This is a genomic window from Kangiella sp. TOML190, assembly GCF_023706045.1.
Lineage (GTDB): Bacteria > Pseudomonadota > Gammaproteobacteria > Enterobacterales > Kangiellaceae > Kangiella.
Genome location: NZ_BQYL01000001.1, coordinates 2132669 through 2158423 on the forward strand (window position 1 = coordinate 2132669; position 25755 = coordinate 2158423).

Below are 25755 nucleotides of genomic sequence, written 5' to 3' on the forward strand. Positions count from 1 at the left end.
AACCTCTTTATGGTAGGTCTAACCTAAGTTAGGCTCATCAACTCTTTAATTGTCAAGGATGCATTTATATGAGTAACAGTAGCTACGCCCCAAACAACCGTCTTGAGTTATTGGATGCCATTAGAGGTTTTGCCTTATTTGGTATTTTAATCGCCAATATTAGAACTTTTTCTGGCTGGGATTTTATGTCCGATGACCTTCGAGCCAAGGTATCGGACTCTGACTACGTGAACTATGACTTTCTAAACACTCTCTTGATTGACGGTAAATTTTATACACTTTTTTCTTTACTATTCGGCATTGGATTCAGTGTTCAGTTATCACGCTTGTCGAATGGTGATGCAAAAGCACTATTCATTTATCTCAAGCGCCTAATTATCTTGCTGGCTATTGGGTTAGTTCATCTTGTTCTATTCTGGTTTGGCGATATATTAACCTTCTACGCCTTGCTTGGATTTATTTTATTATTGGTCAACACATTCTCCGACCGCTCAATATTAATATTTGCTGGCATCACATTTTTAATACCTATTATTGGTTATTTAATCGCTTGGGCGTTTGATCTAAGTATGGACGTGGGCTTTTATGGACTAGGCCAATTGGGATTAGCTGCCAGCTTTGCTGAGCAAAGTAACGATATTCTTGCCTTGCTAAAGCTTGAAACTTGGCAAGAGTTTTTTGCTTTTACAACCTCAGGTTCATTGCTGCGAGTCGGTTATGTGCTTGAGTCTTGGCGTTTACCTAAACTGCTATTTGTAATGTTAATGGGGCTTTGGTGTGGTCGGAAAATCATTCAGGGCAAAATGCTTAACCAACCAAAATTACTGCTCAGAATTGTTATCTTTGGCTTTACCTTTGGTGCAATTGCCAGTTACTTTTATGCTGAAATTGGCGCAGTATTTGCATTCGCAGGCGCGCCAAATGCCGAAGGCTTATTGCGAATGCTGTTATATATGTGCTCAGTTTTTCCAATGGGTTTTGCCTATGGCGCTTTATTCTTATTGGCATGGCGACATTGGGAAAAGTTCTTAATGGTATTCGTCGCACCAGGTCGCATGGCATTAACCAACTATTTAATGCAAACCCTAATCTGCATCACTATTTTTTACGGCATTGGATATAATTACGCCGGCACCGTCGGACCAGCTACGATGTTGCTTATCGCCTGCTGTATTTTCGTGACTCAAATTCTTACTTCAAAACTATGGTTGAGCCATTTTAAATATGGGCCATTAGAATGGATCTGGAGATGCCTTACTTATGGAAGGCTTTTAGCTATAAAGAAAGCTTAAGTATCATTCCCGCTGCTGCGGGAATGATTTAGTGAGTAGCTTTATGCTTCTACTTCTTCTTCTGAATCATCTTCAGCAGAAGCAGTCACTAGCAACATATCGCGTAACTTCTTCTCGATTTGTTCCTTAATTTCAGGGTTTTCCTTCAAGAACTTAATCACGTTTTGTTTGCCCTGACCAATCTTGTTGCCATTGTAGGCGTACCAAGCACCCGACTTGTCCACTAGATCGTGTTTCACGCCCCAGTCTAAGATCTCGCCTTCCAATGAAGAGCCTTCACCATACAAGATCTGGAACTCCGCTTGTTTAAATGGTGGCGCCACTTTGTTTTTCACCACCTTAACGCGGGTTTCGTTACCAATAATCTCGTCTGCTTGTTTGATCTGACCAATACGGCGAATATCTAAACGTACAGAAGCGTAGAATTTAAGCGCGTTACCACCTGTGGTCGTTTCAGGAGAACCGAACATAACACCGATCTTCATACGAATTTGGTTAATGAATACGCATAATGTATTTGAACGTTTGATATTAGCGGTTAATTTACGTAAAGCTTGCGACATCAAACGCGCTTGCAAGCCCATGTGCGAGTCGCCCATCTCACCTTCGATTTCCGCTTTTGGTGTTAATGCTGCAACTGAGTCAACGACCAAAATATCAACCGCGCCTGAGCGCACCAACATATCGGTGATTTCCAGCGCTTGCTCACCCGTATCCGGTTGCGAAACAATCAAATCATCCAGATTAACGCCTAATTTTTCGGCATAAATTGGATCGAGCGCATGCTCCGCATCGACAAATGCTGCAGTACCGCCATCAGCCTGACAAGCCGCAATGGCTTGCAAAGCTAGCGTTGTTTTACCCGAAGACTCAGGACCATAAATCTCAACAACACGACCTTTTGGCAAGCCGCCTATTCCCAACGCTATATCGAGTCCCAAAGAACCTGTTGAAATGGTTTCTATGCCTTTGGCAGCGCTGTTATCGCCCAAACGCATGATTGAACCTTTACCAAATTGGCGCTCAATCTGAGTTAACGCTGCACCGAGGGCTTTCTTTTTATTCTCATCCATAGGGATACCTACCTAATATCTATTAAATTCGAGCATTTACGCTCTTACTATAATTGGTTTATCTTAAAATCGCTGGGAAGCAAATCGTCAGAAGCAGTGGCTGATTATTCCATAAATTGCTAGCTTTGGTAATAGGCTTTCTTAATCAATTCATTAGGAATATTGCCATTCACGATGTAAGTCGTTCATTTTTCACCATCTCACCATATTCATCAGCAGTAATTCTAAAAATATCGACCTTGCGCCCCATCATTTCAATGACCTTATGGTGTTTTTCACCCAGTTTCTGAGCAAGATTTACCGAAGGTTGATTGCCGCGAACGATAAGACTGATTAAAGCCTCAAGCTGCAAGCTTTCAAAACCAAATTGCATGGCCTTTTCTGCCGCTTCAAAAGCATAGCCTTGGCCCTGCTGTTTTGGATCAAGCCCCCAGCCAATTTCAATATCCGGCCAGTCTTCGGGATAATGGATCCCCACGTGACCAACATAATCACCCGTCTGCTTATGCTCCAAGGCCCAAAAGCCAAAGCCACGCAGCACCCAATGGCCGATCATGCCACAAAAAGCACGCCACGCCATTTCGCGATTGAGGAGTTCGCCTTTGCCTAAAAAGCGTCGAAAATTAGGATCGCTCATCCACTGCGCATAAGACTCAAAATCACTCAAACGGAACTCTCTTAACCGCAAGCGCTCAGTTTCCAGCACAGGAACCTGGTATTGGACATCGGTTAAGTGCTTTTTTGTTAGCATATTCACTTTTTCTTCACTCCTGTTTCGCCACTCTACTGCCGGAATACTTATTCACAACCTCAGTTTCGTTCATTTCTCACTTTAACTAAAGTAAGTTATGATAAAGCAATTGCAACAATCAACGGGTTTAGCTTATGAAAAAACTATTTGTACTCTTATCAGTTTGCGGCATGATTTTCGCTGGAACAGCAACTGCTAGTGATTTCGTTGGTCAATTAGCGCCTAATTTTAAGTTAATGGCACAAGATGGCAGTTTAAAATCGCTCGATGATTATAAAGACAAATGGTTGGTTTTGTACTTTTATCCCAAAGATGACACTCCAGGCTGCACCACCGAAGCAAAAAACTTCCGCGATGCTTACGACAAATTTCAAAAAATTAATACTCACATCGTTGGGATCTCGCTAGATCATAATAGCTCACACCAAGAGTTCAGTAAAAAATACCAGCTACCCTTCGACATTCTTTCTGACACAGAGAAGAAAGCTGCCAAGGCTTATAAGGTAATGGGTGGTTTCGGCCCTGTTGAATACACTAAACGGCAAACCTTTATTATCGATCCGGATGGCAATATCGTTTTTCACTTTGAAAAAGTCAATGCCGACGAGCACTCCAAAAATGTAATGGCCAAGCTGACGCAGCTGCAAAAAGAGTTACTCTAGCCAGCAGCTGAGAAAATCACTTTAGCTTAATAACATCGATCAGCTGGCTTTTGTCGCTATTGCTCAACCACAATTGTTCATCTTCGATGGTTGCTTGTAGTTGCATGGTACGCTCGATCATGGTGCTAACCCCTGCCAGCTGCTCATCATTAATAGCAAAGACGCTAAGATTTTTATAATCCCGTAATTTATGCTGATGATTTTTCCACCAAACCTCGCTGGCCTTCTCATCATAACAATACAGCAATACTTGCTGCGACTTGTGACTAGCTTTGCGCAAGCGCGTCTCATCCGGTCGCCCTAATTCAATCCACAGCTCGATATCGCCAGTATAGTCTTTAAGCCAAATTTCAGGCTCGCCGTCTTCCGACAAACCTTTGGTAAACTCCAAGCGCTCTTGAGCATTTAAAATATAGGCAACCAGTCGCACCATCATGCGTTTGTCCGACTCGGAAGGATGTTGCGCAAGGGTCAAGTTCAATTCACCGTAATATTGCTGATCCAAATCGGCAATATTGACCAAAGCTTTATAAATGGTAGCTTTAAGCGCCATGAGGGATTAAAAAAAGCCTTAAGTTGGCGAAATTGATCGATAATCGCCACAGGTTGATAAAGCTTTAACTGCTGTTTGGATTGGGCGCCAAAGCTGACGCCGATAGAATAAGCGCCTACGTTTTGCGCCATCTGCAAATCAAAACCCGTATCACCGATCATCACCAACTGCTTGGCGCTAACGTTGCTTTTGTTCATTAAAATATTGAGCATATCCGGGCTGGGTTTGCCATTTTCTACTTCATTAGCACCAATGGTATGAGTAAAAAATTCTTTCAAGCCGGTTACTTTTAATACTCTATCGAGCCCTTCGCGCGCTTTACCGGTCGCCACCGCCAATTGGTAACCTTTAGCTTTCAGCTCCAATAACACCTGCTCTACCCCATCGAACAAAGGACTAGGGGTTTTATCGCCTTCCACATATTGATAGCGATATTCCTCCGTTATAGCTGCATGCTCTTTCAAGTCAGGAAACAAAATATTAAAACACTCCGTTAAACCCAAACCGATGATGCCTTTGACTGCATCCTCACTCGGGATAGCCAAAGCTAGATTTCGCGCAGTTTGTTGCATGGCAGAAACAATCCGGCCAGTAGAATCCATAAGGGTCCCATCCCAATCAAACACAATCAGCTTGGTGTCCTTTAACAAGATTTTCGGTGACTCTGTTTGATCAACGAGCGTTTTGGCGTCCAAACTCTTTAGTCTCCAAGGCTATTGCCAGCTCTAAGATAATCTAGGGTATTTTCTAGTGGCTGGGGTAAAGGCGCTTCAACCGTGATGGGTTTGGATTCTGGACTAACCCGAAATTTCAGCGAATAAGCATGCAAAAATAAACGTTCACTCAAACCTTTTGTTTTCAGCTTTTGGTTGATAGCGTCTTCACCGTATTTTGGATCACCAACTAAACCACATCCGGCATATTGGGCATGCACCCGAATTTGATGGGTTCGACCGGTAATCGGTTCGGCCGAAACGAGCGTGGTGCTTTGAAACGTTTCAATAATGCGAAACGAGGTTAACGAAGCTTTGCCCTCTTCGGTTACTCGAACCAAGCGCTCACCAGATTTCACCTGATTTTTCGCCAGCGGCGCGTCCACTTGCTTTAACTTCTTTGGCCACTGGCCATTGACTAACGCCCAATAGCGCTTAGTCATGGTCTTTTTTTGTAGTTGTTGGTGCAAAAAGCGTAAAGCGCTACGTTTTTTCGCGATCAGCAGACAGCCCGACGTATCACGATCAAGACGATGAACCAGCTCAAGGTAAGGTGCTTTTGGCCGTAAGGCGCGCATTGCTTCGATCACCCCATAGCTCATACCGCTACCACCATGCACCGCCATGCCATGCGGCTTGTTAAGCACTATTATGCGCGAATCTTCGTAAATAATGGCCTTTTCTAGCGCCTGAACTTTATTCAGCGCCGTAGGTACTTGCGTTTTCGACTCTGCCACTCTAACGGGCGGAATGCGCACCATGTCAGCCGCCTCGATCTTATATTCAGCCTTAACCCGCCCCTTATTGACCCGAACTTCACCCTTGCGCAGCATTTTATAAATACGGCTTTTAGGCACACCTTTAAGCTTTTTTAATAGGAAATTATCGATACGCTGGCCTGCTTCTTCGGCCTGCACCTCGACAAATTGCACTTTGGGATAGGAGACTTCACTCATGGGGCGCACTATACCTGAATACCGAATGCGCTAAAAGCCCATTTGCCGATGTCAACTAGCCCTATAAATCCGTTCACTAAACCGATCGCTTAGAACAATAGTGAATCAACAACTTAGCCCAAGAATAAAGATTGCCCACAACCAACTTGCTCGCTATAATGCGTGGCGTGAGCCTTGTGCTCTAACGAATGGCTTGATGAGTAACTTTCGTCGCTAGGATCCGATATGGGATCTGGGGTAAAGCCCCGAATGAGAAAGCTCTGCGATAACAATACCAAGCAAAATTTTAAGTTATTTCCGAAAGCGGACATAGCAGAATTGTAGTAGCGCTAGCCAATCGCTAAAAAATGCGATTGATTGAAATCAGCTCCTTGGAGTTACAGTAGCGCGGTTAGATTGGCTTCTTTTATGCCGGTAGTTAAACAAAGCATAAACCGTAAGACATAAAATAGCCCATCACTAAAAGTAAAAATTACTTGAGATATCGTAAATAACCATTTGATATTTCAGACAAAAATGGTTCCGAAGGGAGCGCTAGACGTTATCATTCATGTCATACAACTTCTATAACATAAAGAAGCTGCTTGGCTAGTTTAACCCGTTTAGCTTAAGTTATCTTTTAAGATTTTTACCCAGTTTTTACCTTTCTTACGCAATTCCTGCCTTTTCTAGCATTCGTGAAATATCTCTTACAAAAAAGAATTTAGAGAGAATTTTTAATGAAAAGAATGTTAATTAACGCAACTCATCATAACGAAGAGATGCGAGTTGCTTTGGTCGATGGCCAAAGATTATACGATTTGGATATTGAGCTTGCAGGTCGCGAGCAGAAAAAAGGTAATATTTATAAAGGTAAGGTTACTCGAATTGAGCCAAGCCTAGAAGCCGCTTTCGTGGATTATGGCGCCGAAAGACATGGATTTTTACCGCTAAAAGAAGTAGCCCGCGAATATATGCACAACCCACCATCTCGCGGTCGTCCTTCAATAAAAGACGCGCTTAAAGAAGGCCAAGAGCTTATCGTACAAATTGATAAAGAGGAGCGTGGCAATAAAGGCGCAGCCTTAACCACCTCGATCAGTTTAGCCGGCTCTTACATGGTTTTAATGCCGAACAACCCTCGTGCTGGCGGCATTTCTCGCCGTATCGAAGGCGACGATCGACAAGAGTTAAAATCGGTTATGAGCCAGCTAAATGTGCCCAAAGGTATGGGCTGCATTATACGAACCGCAGGTGTTGGCAAAGACTTTGAAGAAATTAATGGTGACTTTTCTTATTTGCTAAACTTCTGGAACACCATCAAGCAAGAAGCTGAAAAGCGCCCTGCTCCATTTTTTATCTACCAAGAATCAAACGTCATAAACCGTGCTATTCGCGATTATTTACGCCCCGATATCGGTGAAATATTGGTGGATCGACAAGAAGTTTACGAGCTGGCTAAATCTGAGCTGGCTAAGCAACGTCCTGATTTTGTGCGTAAAATAAAGCTGTATCAAGATGATATCCCTTTGTTTAACCGCTACCAAGTAGAAAGCCAGATTGAAAGCGCCTTCCAGCGTGAAGTTCGTTTACCATCAGGCGGTTCGGTCGTGTTCGACCAAACCGAAGCTTTGTTATCAATCGATATCAACTCCGCACGCGCCACCAAAGGCGGCGATATTGAGGAAACCGCCCTTCACACTAACAAAGAAGCGGCTGAAGAAATCGCTCGTCAGTTGCGTCTTCGCGATATTGGCGGCTTAATCGTAATTGATTTTATTGATATGGGACCGCCGCGAAACCAGCGCGAAGTGGAAAACGTTCTACGCAGCTCTGTTAAACGTGATCGCGCTCGTATTCAAATCGGTCGAATTTCCAAGTTCGGTTTAATGGAAATGTCACGTCAGCGTCTACGCCCCTCGCTAGAAGAATCCAGCCAACACGTTTGTCCACGCTGTACTGGCCATGGCGTTATTCGTGGTACAGATTCTCTTGGTTTATCCATCTTACGCCTAGTAGGCGATGAAGCGATGAAAGAGTCTACTGCCGAAGTACAAGTGATTGCACCAGTGGAATTAGCGACTTTCTTGCTTAACGAAAAACGTCGCAAGATTGAGCAAATCGAAAAGCAACAAAAAGTTCGTATTATCGTAGTACCTAATCCACACATGGAAACGCCGCACTATGAAGTGTTGCGAGTTAAAGGTGATGAAACTCATCAGGGCTCAAGTTATGCCTTAGTGGATGCGCCAAGTCAGGTGGAATACGTCCGCTCAACCAATCCAGAATTAGCAGCGAACATTGAAAAAGCGGCCATTCAGTCAGTACCCATGCCATCTGAGCAAGTTTCGCCGAAGAAAACTAAGCCGAAAAAACAGCATAAGAAAAAACCACACAAAAAAACAGTCAAGAAAAAAGGGTTCTTGCAGCGCTTGTGGGATAAACTAACTGGTAACGATAAACAGCAGTCGCGTCACAATAATAAAGGACGCAACCGCGGTGGTAATAAAAATGCTAATAACCGTAACGGCCGTTATCAAAGTAAAAAGCGTAATCGCAATTACAATAAAAACAAGCAGCAAAACCAGCAACAGTCGCAGCAAAATGCTCACAATAAAAAGCAGGAGCAGCCGCTAGCTGATAAGCCACAAAAACTTGCTGATAAACCAAAGCAGCAACACAAAAAACCACGCAAACCAACGCAAGGTAAGCAGCAAAAGCCGCAAACCCACAAGCCTAAGCATCCGCCGAGACCGGAGCGCAAAACTCGTGCTGAACGTATGGCGCAAGTTACGCCGAGCAACGAACAAAGCAGCTCCGTCAAAGCAGCAGAGAAGGCTCAAGTTGTGAATAAGCCTACGGATAAGAACAATGCTGCTAAGCCAAAACCTAAAGCTTCGCCAGAAGAAGTGATGATTTATAAAGCGCGTAAATCGCTTGAAGATTCTGTAAAGCTAGTGATGGAGCAACCTGCAAAGGCTACTGACGAAGCAGTGAACACTGAAGCAAAAGCGGTTAATGGTGTGGCGAAATCTGTAGCTATGGATAAGCAGCAACCAACAGCTCCCGAGAGTACTACAAAAGCAGCGCCTGTCGCAGTCGCTCAAGAAACTGAAGAAACTGTTAGCCAAAAACCTGCGGCTCCAGAAGCCATTGTTGATGACAATGTCGACGAGACGAAGCTTGGTTCTGAAGCTAAAGCTACAAAGTCTGCAGACACTGTGCAAGAGACGAGAAAAACCAGCGTTATTCGAAGCCTTAAAGCCTCTGCGCCCGCGGCAAAAGCCGTAAGCTCAGATCCGCTACCGCCGCTAGCAGAGTTTGCTGCTATCGATTTCGCAGACGATGAGTTGATTACTGAAAACATCCAAGATACCTTGGTTAATCAAAGCTCAAGCCCTGCATCGAAAACGTCTATCGATTTATAATTCTGCAAAGAATTACTAGCAGCTATTGCTAGCAGTTAACGCCAAGCCCTTCACCCGAAGGGCTTTTTTATATTCAGCCTCAACGTTGTGCCAGCAATAAGTTTCTTTCTATCTCTTACTAATTAGGTTACTATTTAATCAATAATTATAAGGGGTAAAATTCATGGATATCAAAGACTTAAACTCAGGCGATCTACTGCTCTTCTCACCAGAAAAAGGCAGCTGGATTTCCGATGCTATCGTCTGGCTCACTGGTGCCCCTGTTAGCCATGCGGCTATGAGTTACAAAGACTTTAGTAATATTATTGAAGAAACACCGCCAGCGGTACGCGTAGCTCCAGCAAGCGAACGATTCAAAGAACGTACCATTCACGTTATGCGCGATCAGCGCCATAGCGAGTTTTCGCCAGTAATCAAAGCTGCAAGTCACTATCTAAATGAGCTTGAACCTTATGGTATGAGCAACCTATATTTGGTGGGTTTAATTCTAGTTTATAAAAAACTCACGCCATCAGGAATGCGACAAAAAGCAATTTTACGCATTCTAAAACTTGCCGTGGAAAAATTGCTACCCATTATCAATCACTATAAATATGGCGATAAAACGCCTATGGTTTGTTCCCAATTTGTTTTTCAATGCTACCAAGATGCTGGCGCAGATTATGAATTGACCATCAAAAACGGTAACCTGCTTAAAGCTGCTAACCAAAACCAAGATAACTTGTTGGCTAGAGCTGCAAACCACCAAACTCCAGCACAAAGCAAGGTGCAAGTTCTAGGTGCAGCACCCGACATTTTGCCAACTGAAGTTAATGGTGAAGAATTGTTGGCGCAACTCAAAAGTGATGATGGTGATTTTTCTAGCGATCTGGAAAACCAAATTCTTGATACGGTTCATCATTTTGCACAAGCAATTCACGCAATTGAACAAAAAATTGAATTTGACAATGCAGATTCGAAACAAGGGATTGTGTTGTTGCAACAACAGCAGGCCATGTTTGTAACCCCTGCCGATTTATTAGAACACTGCCCCGACTTAAGTAAAATGGGTGAAATAAAAATCTAGGTGAAGCCTTGAATAGTAAGCTACAAATTTTGGCATTTTTAATCCCCATAATTTTAGTCTTTATGGTGCTCGGGTTAATTGCGCCTAAGCCTTCCAGTAGCGAGTTGAACTTACCCTTACAATACTATGCTTCTACTGAAGAAAGCTTTGCTAAGACACCGCCGAGTTTGCAACAGTTTGAAGCCATAACAAGCCCTATTCAACTGAAGCACCAAGGAGAAACTAGCTATCATTGGTTTTATATAGATGGTAAAGCCGTTAGCTCGCTTAAAGATCCAGCTCTGGCCATATCACCCTTTATCGTTACTGATATTGAGATTTTCAAAGGCGATGATTTTTCGCAGCCGATTGCTAGCAAAAATCGCTTTGAGTTCAGCGATAGCTTTATTCATACCAATCAAAGTAAAGTGTTTTTTTTAGAAGACCATAAAAACGCAGAGCATTTTTATCTTAAAATACCCGAAAAAAGAACCATCACTGCAAAGATAGAGCTTTGGGAGTTTCACGAATTTTTAGTTCAAGATACTAAAACCAACAGTTTTTTCTCAGCAATTTTATTTGGCATATTTTTAATGGTGGTCATAAACAGCTTTTTCTACATCACCATCCGCGACAATGCTTACCTCTATTACATTCTTTATCACAGCTCCATGCTTGTTTTAATATTGAATGTGACCGGCTTTCTTTACCATTACCCCAGTTTAGCTTGGCTAGGAAAAGACCTTTCCAAGGGGTTAATGTTTTTATGTTTAACATCTTTTTTCTTCGCTACCTTCGTTCGCCAGTTTTTAAATACCGTTTTCTTTACACCAAAGCTGGATAAGGTCATTAGTTTTTATCAAGTAGCCTATGCCGTTGCTTTTGTACTTTGTGTTTTATTTCCAACATACGATCTGGTTTTATTGACCCCCATCAATGCCTTGGCCTTAAGCGGTGTTGCTTATTATGCCTTGTTAATGTTTTTCCATTGGCGTGCTAAGAATCGGCAAGCAATTTTCTTCACGCTAGCTTTTTCAACCTTGCTATTTGTTATCATTTTCCGCTTTTTATACGTTTGGGATCTGGTACCGCAAAGTTTCTTTACCCAATATGGGGTGATAGTGGCCATTATGTTCGAAGCTCTAGTCTTTTCGATTGGCTTAGCGGATCGTTTGGTGCAAATGCGGATCCAAAGAGATACGGCCAATCTTGAAAAAGCCAAAACCGCTTTTGTCTATAACCTTGAAAAAGACTTTAATCGTCTATTAAGCAAAATTAATAGCTATATTCATCAGTCCGACCAAAAAGATCATAAACAATACATCATTGATGAGTTTTTCAACGAGTTTAAAGACAAGCTAGGCGTTAACTCCAATGCAGTCATTTATAAAACCGCTGCCGATATTAAAACCGTTTATGACACTCGCCATCGAAAAGGCTTTAATTATGAAATTGTCGAGGCGAATTTAAAGCAAATAGCCAATATTGCCAAACTTGGCCAAATCAAAAAAATTCGAGGTCGTAATGGCGAATTCTTGATTGTGCCCGTTACTGTGCGTGATCATGAATGGAGCGCTTGTTTGCTAGAGCTTGGCCACGATTTTGTAAAAAGTAGCGCGGTCAAAGCATTTATTGAAAACTACTCGTCCGAGTTAGTTAGGAGCATTTTAAATGCAGAGTCGTTAAGTGACATTAAAACCCAAGCAGAAATTGATAAGCTAACAGGGCTCTATAATCGGCATGCTATCGAAGCCTTTATCGATCACGAGTTGAAGAAAAACTTCAATCCAAACAACCCGCTTTCGATAGCTTTTATTGATTTTGATGATTTTAAAACCATCAATGATCGCTATGGACATCAAGCTGGCGATCGTTGCCTACAGGCGCTGGCAGAAACCTTTAAACAATATTTACCTGCTGGTTGCCAAATCGGACGCTATGGTGGGGATGAATTTATTGTAGTTATGCCCGGGATTAATCAATTTAGAGCTCTAAACATTACCAATAAAGCGAAGAATAAACTATCTGCTATTGAACACGAAGATCAAATTATTAACTTTTCCGTGAGCATAGGAATCGCCTCTCAGAATAACCAAGTGACCAGCTTAAAACAGTTATTAGAACAATCCGATAAGGCCTTATACGAATCCAAAGATAGCGGTAAAAATACCATTAGCGTGGCGTAATTGAGTATTTTGCGCGACTAATTAAGTTGCTCTAAATAGTCTTCGCCATGTACAGCAACCCCCAAGTCTTGAGCTTTTTTTAATTTACTGCCGGCCTTTTCACCCGCAATCAAAGCATCAGTATTTTTTGACACCGAACCAGCAACCTTTGCGCCTAAGCTTTCGAGCTTTGCTTTAGCTTCGCTGCGCGACATTGTGGACAAGGTGCCAGTAATAACAAAAGTTTTTCCCTTTAGCGGCAACTCACTTGCTGACTTTTTTTCAACGCTAGGCCAATGGATCCCTGCTTGTAACAACGCCGAAATCTCTTGTTGGTTATGTGGGTTAGCAAAAAACAACTGAAGATGTTTAGCAACTATTGGCCCAACATCTTCCACTGATTCCAATTCCTCAGCCGAAGCTTTCATTAAAGAATCTAGCTCAATAAAGTGATTAGCCAAATTTTTCGCCGTGACCTCACCCACTTCCCGAATACCCAGCGCATAAATAAACTTTGCTAAGCTAGTATCTTTACTGGCTTCGATTGCAGCAATAAGGTTTTGCGCGGATTTTTCACCCATTCTATCCAGCTTGGCGATTTGCCCAGCTTCGAGCTGATAAAGATCGCTAATGTGCTCAATCATCTTCAACTCAGAAAAAGTATCTACCAACTTATCACCCAAGCCATCGATATCCATGGCTTTACGTGAGGCGAAATGTTTTATCGCTTGGGTTCGCTGGGCACTACAAATCAAACCGCCAGTGCACCGAAGCACCGCTTCCCCTGCTGCTTTTTCCACGGAAGATTGGCACACAGGACACTCGTCTGGCGCAGTTATAAGCTTTGCATCACTAGGACGTTTGGATTCAATCGCCGCTACCAGTTGCGGTATTACGTCCCCTGCCCGACGAATAATAACCGTATCGCCAATCATAACTCCCAACCGCTCAACTTCATCCATGTTGTGTAAGGTGGCATTACTTACGGTTACCCCGCCCACAAATACTGGCGCTAAACGAGCCACTGGGGTCAAAGCGCCCGTTCTGCCCACTTGAAAATCAACCCCTAATAGTTGGGTCATCTCTTCTTGCGCCGGAAATTTAATTGCGATCGCCCACCTTGGCGCCCGCGATACAAATCCCAACTGTTCTTGCTGCGCAATGCTATTAACCTTGGTGACAACACCGTCGATTTCAAAAGCTAGCTGAGCACGTTTTTGCTGGATTTGCTGGTAATACTTAAGCACTGCTTGCTTGTCTTTGGCAATAGCAATTTCATTGGTCACAGGGATCCCAAAGGATTTCAATTGCTGCAATCGCTGATATTGACTTGATGCCAGTTTAAATTCATCGGAAACTTGACCAACCGAATAGGCATAAAATGCCAACTCGCGCTTTGCAGTAATCGCAGGATCAAGTTGACGCAAACTGCCCGCCGCCGCATTGCGCGGATTAGCAAAAGCTTTTTGCTCGTTTTGTTTAGCTTCTTGATTGAGTTTCTCAAACACCGATAAGGGCATAAAAACTTCTCCGCGAACTTCGAGTAGCTGCGGTAAAGCCTCTGTTTGAGCTCGCAGCTTTAACGGGATCGACTTAATAGTACGAATATTTAAGGTAATGTCTTCACCTTTGCTACCGTCACCTCGTGTCGCTGCCTGCACCAATAAGCCATTCTCATATCTAAGGCTTACTGCCAAGCCGTCAAGTTTCGGTTCGCAAATGTACTCGCCTATAGACTCGGAGTGTTCAGCACTGGCTAAGCGCTCTGTAAGCCTTTTATCAAAGGCTAAAAATTCCTCTTCGTTCATTGCATTATCGAGTGATAACATAGGAATTTGGTGCAACACTTCTGCAAAACCTATATCGGGTTTTGCACCTACCCTTTGGCTTGGTGAATCAGCAGAAACCCACTCAGGATGATCTTTTTCAATCGCTTGCAATTCGCGCATCAAACGATCGTACTCAGCATCAGGAACTTGCGGTTGATCTAACACATAGTAGCGATAATTATGTTCATCAATTTCCGCACGCAGCGCTTTTAATCGCGTCTGCAATAAATCTTGTTTGCTCATATCAATGCTGTTTTAGCAGAAGTTTGCGCTCGAACTCTTGAATTTGCTCTTTGTGATGAGCTTCGATTTGTTTACTAAAATGAGCCTTGCTTGAATCAATAATATAACCGCCTAAGTCTTCGACAATCGCGCGGCAAGTTTTGATCATTAACTCATAGGCTTTCATAGGTTTTTTAGGCCCAGGCAACGCCATAAATACCGCTAACCCCTTAGTTTCTAGCTGATCGAGCTGATCCAAATCAAAACTGCCAGGTTCATAAGCACTGGCAAGGCTGAACTGTACGGGACCTCGACCGGTGGCCTGACTATGGCGGTGAAAAATATCCATATCACCATGGCGCATACCCTGCTCAAGCAGTGTTTGCACCAACTGTTCGCCTTGGTAAGGACTATCCGTAGGAGATACTAAATATAAAGTGAAAATTAGCTCGGGTTCGGTCTGAAGTTGCGGCTCCTTATCCTCTTCAAACAGTGAAGGCTGGGTTGGCTTAGCGACTTTAGGCTCTTGCTTGGTGTTTTCTTTGTCGTTTAGTTTTTCTTTATCAAAGCCAAATAACATATCATCCAGCACCGGCGGCTCCTCTGCTGAACTTTTTTGCACCGCTTTAACCGCCTGCTCTTCATCGCCAAATTTAGGCTCAAGATGTTCATGGGTGGCTGCGACAGCCTCCGTTTTCACTGTATTCGTTTTTGTCGACGCAACTGCCGTTTGTGTTGCTACTTCGGCAACTTCTTGAGGCTGTTCATTTCTAACCTTGGCTTGAGCGGATTCCACTAATCGCACCTCACCAATCCCATCAATATCATAGCCACTGTTATCTTTGCCAGCATCTAAGGATTGCTCAAAAAGCTTTTGATCGCGCTTTTCTTGGCGTAAACGTTGTCGCCGCTTCGCATCGAAATAGATAAAACCAATTATAATTACGCCAACAATTATCAATAGAATCGTTAGGGTATAATCCATTGTGTCACCTTAGCCGTTATACTTTGATTTAATATTCTTTTAAGAAGCCGCCAAAGCTGCCGCTTCCTCTACATCTACTGAGACCACTCGCGAGACACCAGGTTCACTCATGGTTACGCCCAGCAATGTATGCGCCATTTCCATCGCGATCTTGTTGTGAGTAATCGCAATAAATTGTACAGAATCACTCATTTCTTTTACCAAGTTAGCGTAGCGGCCAACGTTGGCATCATCCAATGGCGCATCTACCTCATCGAGCATACAAAATGGTGCCGGATTCAACCGAAATATTGAGAATACCAAGGAAATTGCCGTGAGTGCTTTTTCGCCGCCGGACAACAAGTGGATGGTGGAATTACGTTTACCCGGTGGTCTCGCCATGATCGAAACGCCGGTATCTAGCAAATTTTCACCCGTTAGCTCTAAATAGGCGTGACCGCCACCAAAAACCTTAGGGAACAGCTCTTGCACCCCTTTATTGACCTTATCAAAGGTTTCTTTAAAGCGAGTTCGAGTCTCATGATCAATCTTACGAATCGCGCTTTCCAGAGTCTCCAAGGCATCGGTAAGATCTTCGTTTTGAGCATCCAAGTAAACTTTGCGCTCTTCTTGCACTTTAAACTCTTCGATTGCCGCCAAGTTAATCGCACCCAAACGCTGAATTTTACCGCTGACCTGCTCGATTTGATTCAACCAATCCTCTTCTGAAGCATTCTCGTCAATTGACTTGAGCAGCTCACGGGGATCTTGTTTCGCCTCGACCAAAATTTCTGATTGAGTTTGCTGTTTGGTAGTAGCCTGTTGCCAATCCATGCGTAATTTTTCTAAGCGCGAACGAACTCCTTGCGCCTGCTGTTCCGCTTCGTGCCTTTGGCGCTCCAACTTACGCATCGATTCATCAACTTCCGCAAGCTTGTTACGCGCTTGTTTTAGTTGCTCTTCGACTGCTAAGCGCTTCTCCAGCGCCGCCTCTAACTCAACTTGATACTCGTCAGTTGGATCTTGCTCTAAATTCAACCGATTATCTAACTCAACCTTACGCGCGGTTAAATCACCAATTTGGCTGTTAACCCTTTCAAAACCAGCTCGAGTAGAGTTTACTTCGGCCTGTAGCGAACTCACTTTAAGCGCTAATTGATGCTCCGCATCTTTTGCTTCACGTGCTGCAATGCGCTTGTTTTCGAGCTGTTGACGTTTTGCTTCACGCTCAGCGGTCATTGTTTCACGTCTTTGGCTATCGTCAGCCATCGCATCGACCATCTGCTCGATCAATTGCCGGCTTTTTGCCAGCGCTTGCTCGTCTTCTTGAATTTGTAGCGCTATGTCTTGGCGCTCTTTTTGCAAGCGCTCCATACGCGCTTTAGTCTGCTCTAGTCTTGCCTGTTGCGAACCAACTTTGGCTCGCAGTTCACTGTATTGGCGCCCTGCCGCGGCCAATTGAGATTGTTTAGTTTGCCAGTCCTGCTCGGTTTCTTTTAGCGCTTCGATCAGCTGCTCACGCTTAGTTTTTAGCTCGTCAAAAGTGGCACTTTTTAGCTCCAACTCTTGATTTAACTCAGCTAATTCGGCTTCTCGTTCGATAACCCCAGCGCCTTGCTCTTGCTGGCGGGAAACGCGTAGCCAAGCCTTACCCAGCCATAAACCTTCAGGTGTTATCACCGACTCGTTATCCGCTAATTGACTGCGGATGGATAAGGCCTCCGCTAAATCTTTAGCCACCTTAACGCGACTTAAAGCTCCCGCCATCGCGTCCGCACCTTCCACCTTAGCGTAGAGGCTGTCTGGATTGGGCTTTGCACCTTTGGCCTCTTGATCCACCAAAAGCACTTTACCACTGGCTAAATGGCTCAGCGAGTTTGCTAAACTGCCCAAATCTTTACTAACGACCGCTTCAAGCTGATCGCCAAGCACCGTTTCGACCGCCAGCTCCCAACCTGAATCAACTTTAATTTGTTGCGCTAATCTTTTGTTATTATTGATATTTTCTTTGTTAAGCCATTGAATAGCCGCTTCATTATCATTACCAAGCGCTGCACTTTGCAAAGCTTCCAGCGACATTTTACGCGATTCTAATTGACGAATTTCTGCGCGCTCAGCTTCGAGCGTTTGATTATGTTCGCGTTGCTGACGACGCAAGTCATTAATCTGCTCAACCGCTTGACTAACCTCTTCTTCCAATCGCTCAGATTGTTCTTCAGCAATGCCAAGCTCTTCGGCCATCTTAAGCATTTCAGCTTCCATTGGCTCCGATTGATGGCTTTCGATTTCGCCTGAAACTTGATCCAAACGTTTTCCATAGCGGCTGATGTGCGATTCTAGATGCTGAATTCGGGTTTTTTCAACTTCAGTTTTTTGAGCGTTGGCCGAAGCTTGTTGATTAAAAGCATCCCACTCTTGCTGCCAAATGCCCATTTCTTCTTCAAAATCGAGCAAGCTTTGCTGCTGCTCTTCCACCATTGCTTGTTTCAGCTCTAGATCTGGCTCGGACTGCATCAAGCTAGTCATTAGCTCTTCCAGCTTAGTTTCATCAAAGCGCAATTGATCGCGTAGCCGGTCCAGCGAAGCCTGTACTTGAGTTTTGTCTTCTAATAACTGCTGTTTTTGTTGTTTAGTGTGCTCGATGGCCTGTTCTAAACGGGCAATATCGGCACCAATACCGTAAAAACGCCCCTGCACTTCGGAATGCGCATCGGTTAATTCAGTGTGCAAATCGCGAGATTTTTCGATTTCCGCATCCGCATGACGCTGATCGGCCACTCGCGCTTCCACTTCCGTTTCCATCTTGTTAATGGCCTCATCCAAAGTTTCAATACTTTGGTTAAAGCCCTGCCAACGGATCGCAGCCAACTCCGCACGCAATTGGCGCTCATTAGCTTTATATTCTTTATAACGCTCAGCAGAAGTGGCTTGACGCTTTAAATGAGCCAATTGCTTGCCCAACTCATCGCGTAAATCACTTAACCGGTCAAGATTTTCACGAGTATGTTTAATGCGATTTTCGGTTTCGCGACGACGCTCTTTGTATTTCGAGATCCCCGCAGCTTCTTCTAAAAAGACTCGTAATTCATGAGGTTTAGACTCGATTAACCGCGAAATCATACCCTGTTCGATAATCGCATAACTGCGCGGGCCAAGACCGGTACCAAGGAAAATGTCGGTAATATCTTTACGTCGACAGCGAGTACCGTTGAGAAAATAAGCTGACTGAGCTTCGCGATTAACCTGACGGCGAACAGCAATTTCATTGTAATTAGCCATTTCGCCTTGAATAGTGCCGTCAGAATTATCAAAAACTAATTCTATACTCGCTTGTCCAACCGGTTTACGCCCTGTGGAGCCATTGAAAATCACGTCCGTCATAGCATCGCCACGTAGGTTTTTGGCCGATGACTCGCCCATCACCCACCGCACTGCGTCAATCAGGTTGGATTTGCCACAACCATTGGGCCCGACGATCGAGGTTAAATTACTCGGTAAAGAGACTGTCGTCGGATCGACAAAAGACTTAAAACCCGCAAGTTTGATTTGTTTTAATCGCATTTGAAAATCGTTTATTTTTTATACACTTATGTCGTTGATAAGCGCTTTGATTGCCATAAATCCGTGATTGTTTTCTAATAAAATTATTCTGTTACAAAAACGGTCTTTCTTCTGTGTAACTTTTAAGTTTAAATGATTTTTAGCAAATTAACAGTCGTAATAAATAAAAATTTCTAAATGCCACAAAATAGCTTCCATGGCGCCCATTATCTTGGTCAGGGCTTTAAAATGTTGACCCAAAAAGGAATCAAACGGTTCGTTTTTATACCTTTAGCCATTAATTTAACTTTGCTCTCTATCGCTTTGATCTATGTGATCTCAAAAGTCAGCGATTGGACGGTCGCAATCAATGCTTGGCTAGCTTCCTTTGATACGTTTGAATGGATCATGACCGCCATTTCATGGCTAATTTGGCCTTTGGTCATTATTGGCGTTTTATTGTTTGTCTTTTTCTTCTTTGCCATTTTAGCCAACTGGATAGCCGCGCCTTTTAATGGGCTGTTAGCTGAAGCGGTAGAAAATAAATTAAGCGGCAAAAAAACCGTACCCGAACAAAGCTATCGCGAAATGCTCAAAGACGTACCAAGATTGCTCAAACGCGAATGGACCAAACTTAAATACTATATTCCAAGAGCACTTGTCTGCTTGCTCCTGCTGCTAGTGCCTTTAATCGGTGCACTACTATTTCCGATTATTTGGTTTGCTTTCAATTCTTGGATGATGTCGGTGCAATATCTGGACTATCCAATGGACAATCACAAGATCCCTTTTGAGCAAATGCTCGCTAAATTGCGCCAATCGCGCTCCGGAAGCTTAGGGTTCGGCGCCATGGTGATGCTAATGACCATGCTGCCAATTATTAATCTATTGGTCATGCCGGCAGCAGTATGTGGCGCGACGAAATTATGGTTTGATCACCTAAAGGATAAAAAACATGATTCTGAGCCAGTTAGCTCTTAATGATCGGCTTTGTCCGGCTCGGTGTGGATGATATATAAGGTTATATGGTTAGATCGTTAAAGGGTTAGACTCGCTATTGCTTTAACAAAAGTTCAGCCGTAATGTCATTATAGTGACTATGCCACTGGTATTTATCGTGCTTGACTGGAGCGAAATACAGCAAGCCTGAGTCACGCCAAGCATCTAAAACCAGCCCATCGGCAAAGCTTTTCTGACTAGGGCTTACAACAACCGCACTGTGCTCTAGGCGAAAAGTCGCTTCTCGGTTGGCTACGCCCCAGTAAAACTTCAGACTACTCAAATCTAAGCTTGATAACTTTCTTAGTAAATCTTCGGTCCAATGAATGCATAAGCCGCGATTTTTAATCCCTTGATTAACCAGCATATTGTGAATAATCGGGCTCGAGGTAAGTTCATATTCTTTAGCCAGCTGCAAAGGGTAGTAAACCGAAATTGTGGCAACTTGTTTGGCTTCAGCGGCTTTTACCAAAGGATCTAAGCTCGTAATAGCGCCTTGTAGCTGAGCAATTTTTGCTGCTAGCTCTTGCTCATGAAGCTGGTGCTTGACCGTGACGCAAGAAACTAGCGACAAACTCAGCAGTAAAAAAGTAAGCTTAAAGTGGCGGTTGACTGGCAAATTCTAAACCCTGTGCGGCTTATTGATAGTTTGATTCTAGTTGCTGGCTGTATTTCTGCAAGCGTTTGGCCGAAATTGGAAACTGGGTCTTCTGACCTTGGGCGAAAAGTGAAATTCGAAATTCTTCCAACATCCACAAGTATTGCAAATAACCTTCTTCTGGAATTTTAGCATTTGCTTCCAGTTCTATCCGCAAATCCAGCCAAGGATTGATCTGGTTGGTAAGTGACGCTTCCTTGAGTAAAGTTTCTCGCGCCTTTTCTATTCGAGTTTCAATGGCCTTTAAATAACGCCCATAATCACTAAGTTTATCTACCCCATAACGGTACAAAAAGTTATTTTCAAACAAATAAGCCAATTGTTCTTCAATATCGTCTTTGAGCCCAGCAAAATTTTTCGAAAGTTTTTTCACTTGCGTAAAAATAGCCGCTCGTTGTTGCAACGTTTTAGCCAGCCGTTCAAGCGCTTGGGTGGTCAAAGCAACCAACTCCGAAGCTATCGCCTTATTAGCAGCTGCAAACTGCTGTTGAGTTTTGGGAATCTCAGCTAACAGAAACTGCTGTTTAATTACTGCCAAAAAAGCAGACATCACTAAATCGTCATAACGGCCAAAGGTTGAAGCGGCCAATGATAAGGTTTGTTTATGCGGATTACTTTTTAATAAGTATTTGTACTTATCATTATTAGCTATGGCAATGAGTCTTGAGACACCTTGCAAATGAGTTTTGTCCGCTAACTTTTGGCTGACCGATGATACCAAACGAACCTTATCAAGACCGGCATCTTCTACGGCAAAATATACTGGAATAATAGTTCCAGCCTCTTTGATTACCCCTTGAGGTTGGAACTTAAAACTCCAATCGGCATAAGTTTGCTGAGACTTTATCTGTTGACTCAAGTTTTTGCTAAATTTTGCCGTCTTGACCGTTTTTGTTGGCGCTTCTAAGCTACGACCTGAGTAGATGATTTTTTTATCATCATTAATGATTTCAAAACGCATCAACAAGTGCTCTGGAAGTTGGGTTTGCGACCAGGCTTCTTGGGTTAAAATCACTCCCGTCATTTGATACAGCTGCTTGCTGACTATATCTTTTAAAGTTCCTGCTTGTTCTATCACTTGTTCGTAGCAGGCTTGAGCATAAGTCGGCACCGGCAGAAAATTCTTGCGAAAGCGCTTTGGCATAGAGCGGATCAAATACTCAATTTTTTCGGCTAACAACCCCGGAACTAATCGCTCAAAATCAGTATCGATAAATTTATTGCGCAGCGATGAGGGAATCAATACCGTCACTCCATCTTGCGGATGCCCTGGCTCAAAATGGTATTTGACCTTTAATTCGATACCACGAACCACCACTGTACTCGGGAACTGACCTTCGTCTTGTTCAGTTTCTTCAAGTAGCACCTTTTTACTCAAAGCCAAAGTCTGCGAATTATGTTTATCGCTTTTGAGCCATTGATTGAGGCTTTTGGCGTTATTCACAAATTCCGGTAAACGCTGCTCGAACCAATCCGCTACCACTGTTTCACTCGCCACCAGATCTGCTTGACGCGCTTTAGCCACTTCTTGTTTAACTTCAGCTAGCACCTGCTGATTATTAATAAAAAACTGATCACGGCTGTTCAGCTCATGTCGCACTAAAGCATGTTGAATAAATAATTGGCGGCATAGTTGCGGTTCTATGGCAGAGTAATCAACTTTTCGATCCACCACGATTTTAAGACCATACAAGGTTTGTTGCATTGGCGCTAGAACCGCACCTCGATTTTTACTCCAAAATGGTTCAAAATAATGGGTTTTAAGCAAATGCTTAGCCGCCTGCTCTAACCACTGAACTTCTATAAAAGCCGTTAAACGTGCATAGGCTTGAGTAGTTTCAACCACCTCAAAAGCCATTAACCAAGCTGGCTGTTTTTTAAAGTTTACCGACTGCGGGTGAATAAAATACTTACTTTGTCTAGCTGCCAAATAGCCTTTTTCAATATCTTTTTGACCGACAAAACTTAAAAAGCCAGTCAGCAAAACCTGATGCAGCTTTTGATATTGAGCTGCCTCTTGCTGTTTATCAAGCTGTGAAAAATCGCTTAAAGCAGCTAGTTTCTGCGGTGACTTTTGGGTTTTTGATTTATCTTGTGTTAACAACTGTTTTAATTGGCGATAGGTGCTTTTCCACTCGCGATAACCGTTGAAATTAATCAACTCTTGCTGACAATAGTCCCTAAATTGGCGGTTAGACAAGGCTTCTTGCTGCTGGTGCAAATGCTGCCAAAGGTTAATGATACTAATAAAATCCGAGCGACTGTGTTGGTATTTGCGATGTTTTTGTGTCGCTAACTCTTTTTTATCGAAGGGCCACTCGCGAGGATCTTTGACTGACAAAAATGCTGCCAACACTAACGCCTCGGCAGGTATTTGCTGTTTTTTTGCTTCAATCAAAATTCTCGCTAAGCGCGGTTCAATCGGTAAAGTTGCCATGGCTTGACCAATAGCCGTTAAGCGCTTATCACTATTTAATGCCTGCAATTCGAGTAAAAGATTTACGCCGTCATTAATTTGCTTGGTGCTTGGCTTATCAATAAAGGGAAAGGCTTCAATATCACCCAGCTTAGCTTGCTGCATTTGTAAAATAACCCAAGCCAAGTTAGTACGTAAAATCTCGGCATCGGTAAACTCAGAGCGGTTGTTAAAATCCTCTTCCGAATAAAGCCTGATACAAACCCCATCGGCTACACGACCACAACGCCCTTTACGCTGATTAGCGCTGGCTTGCGAGATTTTTTCTATCGGCAGGCGTTGAATTTTATGACGAATCGAATAGCGACTTATCCGAGCATTGCCCGGATCGATCACAAACCGAATGCCCGGTACAGTGACCGAAGTTTCCGCTACGTTAGTAGAAAGGATAATTCGGCGCTTACCTGCTGAGGGCTTAAATATTTTTTCTTGCTCGCCAATAGACAGACGCGCATAAAGTGGCAACACTTGGCAGTCTCTAAACTTTTCTTTACGCAAAAATTTAGCCGTTTCACGAATGTCTGCTTCGCCTGATAAAAAGACCAAAATATCACCAGCCGCATAGTGCATTAGCTCTTCAACCGCATGACCTATCTGCTCTACTTGGGGTGAAGGGTTTTCTTCATCCGGCTCTCGATACCAAACCTCCACTGGATAGGTTCTGCCACTGACCTCAATAACGGGCGCAGCTTTGCCATGTTGCGCAAAATGCTTAGCAAACCGCTCAAGATCTATCGTTGCCGAAGTGATAATCACCTTTAAATCAGGTCTTTTGGATAATAGCTGCTTTAGATAACCCAAAATAAAATCGATATTAAGGCTACGCTCATGTGCTTCATCAATGATCAACACTTGGTACTGCAACAACAATGGATCTTGGCTGATTTCATTGAGCAGAATCCCATCGGTCATGATCCTAACCGCAGTAGAATCCTTACAACTATCATTGAAGCGAACACTGTAGCCCACAGTATCGCCTAGAGGCGACTCTAACTCTTCGGCAATTCTCCGCGCAACGCTGGTCGCAGCGACTCGCCGCGGTTGAGTATGGCCAATTCTACCGCTAATCCCAAAGCCCATATCTAAACAAATTTTGGGGATTTGGGTGGTTTTACCCGAGCCAGTTTCGCCTGCCACCACCACCAGTTGATGGTTTTGGATCAAGTCGGCAATTTCTTCTTTTTTCTGGCAAATCGGTAATGCTTGATCAAAGCTAATAGCTCGCGGCATCATGCTTTGACGCTGCTGGAAGGTACGCTGTGATCGTTTCAGCAAATGATTGTATTTGCTGATCAACTTATCACTGGGCAGTTTTTGTTTTTGCCGTTGCTCGATGATTTTGGCTAACTTAGTAATTTCAGAGCGATCTTGAATCAAACAAGAGTCTATCACCGTTTGCAAAGAGTCTAGTTGCTTATGCGATTTGCTCATATTCAAAGCTATCCATCCGGCTTCTATCTTGGTTTAACAAAAGTTGCTTAAAATAAAAATCTCTTGTCTCCACCAATTAAGGCAAAAACAAGAGATTTAAAGAGTGGTATTAACGCTAAGTTAAATTTTTAGCGGTTTACTAAAGTTTCCAAAAATCATGCGGCGCACGGACTTCAGCGAAATACTTTGCGACTGGTTTAATAAAATCTTTATCTTCCCAATATCCGGTGTGACACGCTGGGTTCCAAGAGGTGGCCGCCGAGCCCACGTTGATCTCAAGATCTTCGTCAACCATTTGATTATAAGCTTCGTTAGCATTTTTCAAAGGATAAGCAATCACATCATCTTTGTCGTAGAAGTTAAGCCACTTAGCTCTGTCTTTTAAGCCTTCTTCCAGTTGCGAGCCAACTTTATTTATCGGTTTTTCGAAATCACCCGATTGCGCCGAATAGATTGATAAAGGCGAAGCAAAACTAATGATTCCAGCCAAGGTTTTAAAGCCTTCAAAATTGGACAAACCCGAATCGTTATTTTGTAGGTGGCTAATATAGTCGGACATAATAACGGAACCAAAAGAATGCGCCATTATGACCAAAGGAGTATCGTCCTGATCCACATTACGATGCGAAGCGAATTTTTTCATACTTGATTTTATACGCTCATGGATAGCGTCATATAAACCTGATTCATCACTTTTTGCGTAAGACATTCCAATCCGGATAAAATCTACAAAAATATTACGTAAATCTTTATACGTTAGCTCTTTTTTGTAATCCAGCTGTTCTAGGAGTTCACCGTGATCGTCTTTGACCAAATCACCCCAGTAGATTTCGTGGAACAAAAGATCGTCTTCCAAACGATTATTGGGATCGCCTTTAACATATTCCTCAACAACTCGGTGCTTAAACTCAACAGAATAGAATTCTTTTTCCGATCCGATACCATGAATTATGGCCACGGCTAAGCGCTTCATAGATGCTCCTCAATCATTAATTGTTTTTACCATGCTATCTTGTAAT

Annotated in this window: 17 protein-coding genes; 6 read left to right on the plus strand and 11 right to left on the minus strand. The window is 43.3% G+C overall.

The window, feature by feature from the left end:
* Positions 1-68 precede the first annotated feature (68 nt).
* Positions 69-1292: a DUF418 domain-containing protein gene (locus NFS34_RS10160; protein WP_251359929.1), complete on the plus strand. Its 1224-nt coding sequence runs from the start codon at positions 69-71 to the stop codon at positions 1290-1292.
* Between the two features lie 41 nt (positions 1293-1333).
* On the opposite strand, the gene recA is transcribed toward NFS34_RS10160, so the two are convergent.
* Both recA and NFS34_RS10170 read right to left on the minus strand, forming a co-directional pair.
* Positions 1334-2365, minus strand: coding sequence for a recombinase RecA (recA, locus tag NFS34_RS10165; protein WP_251359930.1), 1032 nt, complete (start codon positions 2363-2365; stop codon positions 1334-1336).
* Positions 2366-2534: 169 nt separating this feature from the next.
* Complete coding sequence (locus NFS34_RS10170; RefSeq protein WP_251360308.1) at positions 2535-3116, minus strand: GNAT family N-acetyltransferase; 582 nt, start codon at positions 3114-3116, stop codon at positions 2535-2537.
* A 134-nt stretch (positions 3117-3250) separates the two neighbouring features.
* On the opposite strand from NFS34_RS10170, the gene NFS34_RS10175 reads away from it, so the two are divergent.
* Positions 3251-3778 carry a peroxiredoxin gene (locus tag NFS34_RS10175; protein ID WP_251359931.1) on the plus strand — a complete coding sequence of 176 codons (528 nt, stop codon included), beginning with the start codon at positions 3251-3253 and terminating at the stop codon, positions 3776-3778.
* Positions 3779-3794: 16 nt separating this feature from the next.
* Here the strand turns inward: NFS34_RS10175 and NFS34_RS10180 are convergent, their stop codons facing one another.
* The 3 genes from NFS34_RS10180 to rluC all read right to left on the minus strand — a co-directional run bounded on the left by NFS34_RS10180 (position 3795) and on the right by rluC (position 6000).
* Entirely contained in the window at positions 3795-4331 is a 537-nt protein-coding gene (locus NFS34_RS10180) for a YaeQ family protein (RefSeq protein ID WP_251359932.1), read from the minus strand.
* A complete protein-coding gene (locus NFS34_RS10185; RefSeq protein ID WP_285834477.1) occupies positions 4256-4957 on the minus strand; it encodes an HAD family hydrolase in 702 nt (233 codons plus the stop codon). The genes NFS34_RS10180 and NFS34_RS10185 overlap by 76 nt, the downstream gene beginning before the upstream one ends.
* A 74-nt stretch (positions 4958-5031) precedes the next feature.
* Positions 5032-6000, minus strand: coding sequence for a 23S rRNA pseudouridine(955/2504/2580) synthase RluC (gene rluC / locus NFS34_RS10190; protein ID WP_251359934.1), 969 nt, complete (start codon positions 5998-6000; stop codon positions 5032-5034).
* Between the two features lie 719 nt (positions 6001-6719).
* Here rluC and rne point away from each other — a divergent pair.
* The 3 genes from rne (at position 6720) to NFS34_RS10205 (ending at position 12638) form a co-directional block, all read left to right on the plus strand.
* The gene (gene rne, locus NFS34_RS10195; protein ID WP_251359935.1) at positions 6720-9407 is read left to right on the plus strand and encodes a ribonuclease E; all 2688 of its coding nucleotides are present in this window, start codon (positions 6720-6722) and stop codon (positions 9405-9407) included.
* Between the two features lie 163 nt (positions 9408-9570).
* Positions 9571-10473, plus strand: a complete 903-nt coding sequence (locus NFS34_RS10200; protein ID WP_251359936.1) for a hypothetical protein — start codon at positions 9571-9573, stop codon at positions 10471-10473.
* An 8-nt stretch (positions 10474-10481) separates the two neighbouring features.
* Positions 10482-12638: a diguanylate cyclase gene (locus tag NFS34_RS10205; RefSeq protein ID WP_251359937.1), complete on the plus strand. Its 2157-nt coding sequence runs from the start codon at positions 10482-10484 to the stop codon at positions 12636-12638.
* A 17-nt stretch (positions 12639-12655) separates the two neighbouring features.
* Here NFS34_RS10205 and ligA read toward each other — a convergent pair whose 3' ends face one another.
* Genes ligA through smc form a run of 3 tightly spaced genes read right to left on the minus strand, consistent with a single transcriptional unit; the run spans position 12656 to position 19193 of the window.
* Positions 12656-14689, minus strand: a complete 2034-nt coding sequence (gene ligA, locus NFS34_RS10210; protein WP_251359938.1) for an NAD-dependent DNA ligase LigA — start codon at positions 14687-14689, stop codon at positions 12656-12658.
* Position 14690: 1 nt separating this feature from the next.
* Positions 14691-15653, minus strand: coding sequence for a cell division protein ZipA (zipA, locus tag NFS34_RS10215; protein ID WP_251359939.1), 963 nt, complete (start codon positions 15651-15653; stop codon positions 14691-14693).
* Between the two features lie 39 nt (positions 15654-15692).
* On the minus strand, positions 15693-19193 hold the full coding sequence (gene smc, locus NFS34_RS10220) for a chromosome segregation protein SMC (RefSeq protein WP_251359940.1): 3501 nt from the start codon (positions 19191-19193) through the stop codon (positions 15693-15695).
* A gap of 177 nt (positions 19194-19370) precedes the next feature.
* Here smc and cysZ point away from each other — a divergent pair, with 177 nt between their 5' ends.
* Positions 19371-20153, plus strand: coding sequence for a sulfate transporter CysZ (gene cysZ / locus NFS34_RS10225; protein WP_251359941.1), 783 nt, complete (start codon positions 19371-19373; stop codon positions 20151-20153).
* A 73-nt stretch (positions 20154-20226) separates the two neighbouring features.
* Here the strand turns inward: cysZ and NFS34_RS10230 are convergent, their stop codons facing one another.
* The 3 genes from NFS34_RS10230 to NFS34_RS10240 all read right to left on the minus strand — a co-directional run bounded on the left by NFS34_RS10230 (position 20227) and on the right by NFS34_RS10240 (position 25709).
* Positions 20227-20790 carry a hypothetical protein gene (locus NFS34_RS10230; RefSeq protein ID WP_251359942.1) on the minus strand — a complete coding sequence of 188 codons (564 nt, stop codon included), beginning with the start codon at positions 20788-20790 and terminating at the stop codon, positions 20227-20229.
* Positions 20791-20809: 19 nt separating this feature from the next.
* On the minus strand, positions 20810-24736 hold the full coding sequence (hrpA, locus tag NFS34_RS10235) for an ATP-dependent RNA helicase HrpA (RefSeq protein WP_251359943.1): 3927 nt from the start codon (positions 24734-24736) through the stop codon (positions 20810-20812).
* 139 nt (positions 24737-24875) lie between these two features.
* Positions 24876-25709, minus strand: coding sequence for a hypothetical protein (locus tag NFS34_RS10240; RefSeq protein ID WP_251359944.1), 834 nt, complete (start codon positions 25707-25709; stop codon positions 24876-24878).
* Positions 25710-25755 lie beyond the last annotated feature (46 nt).

Excerpts from the sequence above, each read along its gene's own strand:
- NFS34_RS10160 (WP_251359929.1), top strand. The coding sequence starts at position 69 with ATGAGTAACAGTAGCTACGCCCCAAACAACCGTCTTGAGTTATTGGAT.
- recA (WP_251359930.1), bottom strand. The coding sequence starts at position 2,365 with ATGGATGAGAATAAAAAGAAAGCCCTCGGTGCAGCGTTAACTCAGATT.
- NFS34_RS10170 (WP_251360308.1), bottom strand. The coding sequence starts at position 3,116 with ATGCTAACAAAAAAGCACTTAACCGATGTCCAATACCAGGTTCCTGTG.
- NFS34_RS10175 (WP_251359931.1), top strand. The coding sequence starts at position 3,251 with ATGAAAAAACTATTTGTACTCTTATCAGTTTGCGGCATGATTTTCGCT.
- NFS34_RS10180 (WP_251359932.1), bottom strand. The coding sequence starts at position 4,331 with ATGGCGCTTAAAGCTACCATTTATAAAGCTTTGGTCAATATTGCCGAT.
- rluC (WP_251359934.1), bottom strand. The coding sequence starts at position 6,000 with ATGAGTGAAGTCTCCTATCCCAAAGTGCAATTTGTCGAGGTGCAGGCC.
- rne (WP_251359935.1), top strand. The coding sequence starts at position 6,720 with ATGAAAAGAATGTTAATTAACGCAACTCATCATAACGAAGAGATGCGA.
- NFS34_RS10200 (WP_251359936.1), top strand. The coding sequence starts at position 9,571 with ATGGATATCAAAGACTTAAACTCAGGCGATCTACTGCTCTTCTCACCA.
- ligA (WP_251359938.1), bottom strand. The coding sequence starts at position 14,689 with ATGAGCAAACAAGATTTATTGCAGACGCGATTAAAAGCGCTGCGTGCG.
- zipA (WP_251359939.1), bottom strand. The coding sequence starts at position 15,653 with ATGGATTATACCCTAACGATTCTATTGATAATTGTTGGCGTAATTATA.
- smc (WP_251359940.1), bottom strand. The coding sequence starts at position 19,193 with ATGCGATTAAAACAAATCAAACTTGCGGGTTTTAAGTCTTTTGTCGAT.
- cysZ (WP_251359941.1), top strand. The coding sequence starts at position 19,371 with ATGCCACAAAATAGCTTCCATGGCGCCCATTATCTTGGTCAGGGCTTT.
- hrpA (WP_251359943.1), bottom strand. The coding sequence starts at position 24,736 with ATGAGCAAATCGCATAAGCAACTAGACTCTTTGCAAACGGTGATAGAC.
- NFS34_RS10240 (WP_251359944.1), bottom strand. The coding sequence starts at position 25,709 with ATGAAGCGCTTAGCCGTGGCCATAATTCATGGTATCGGATCGGAAAAA.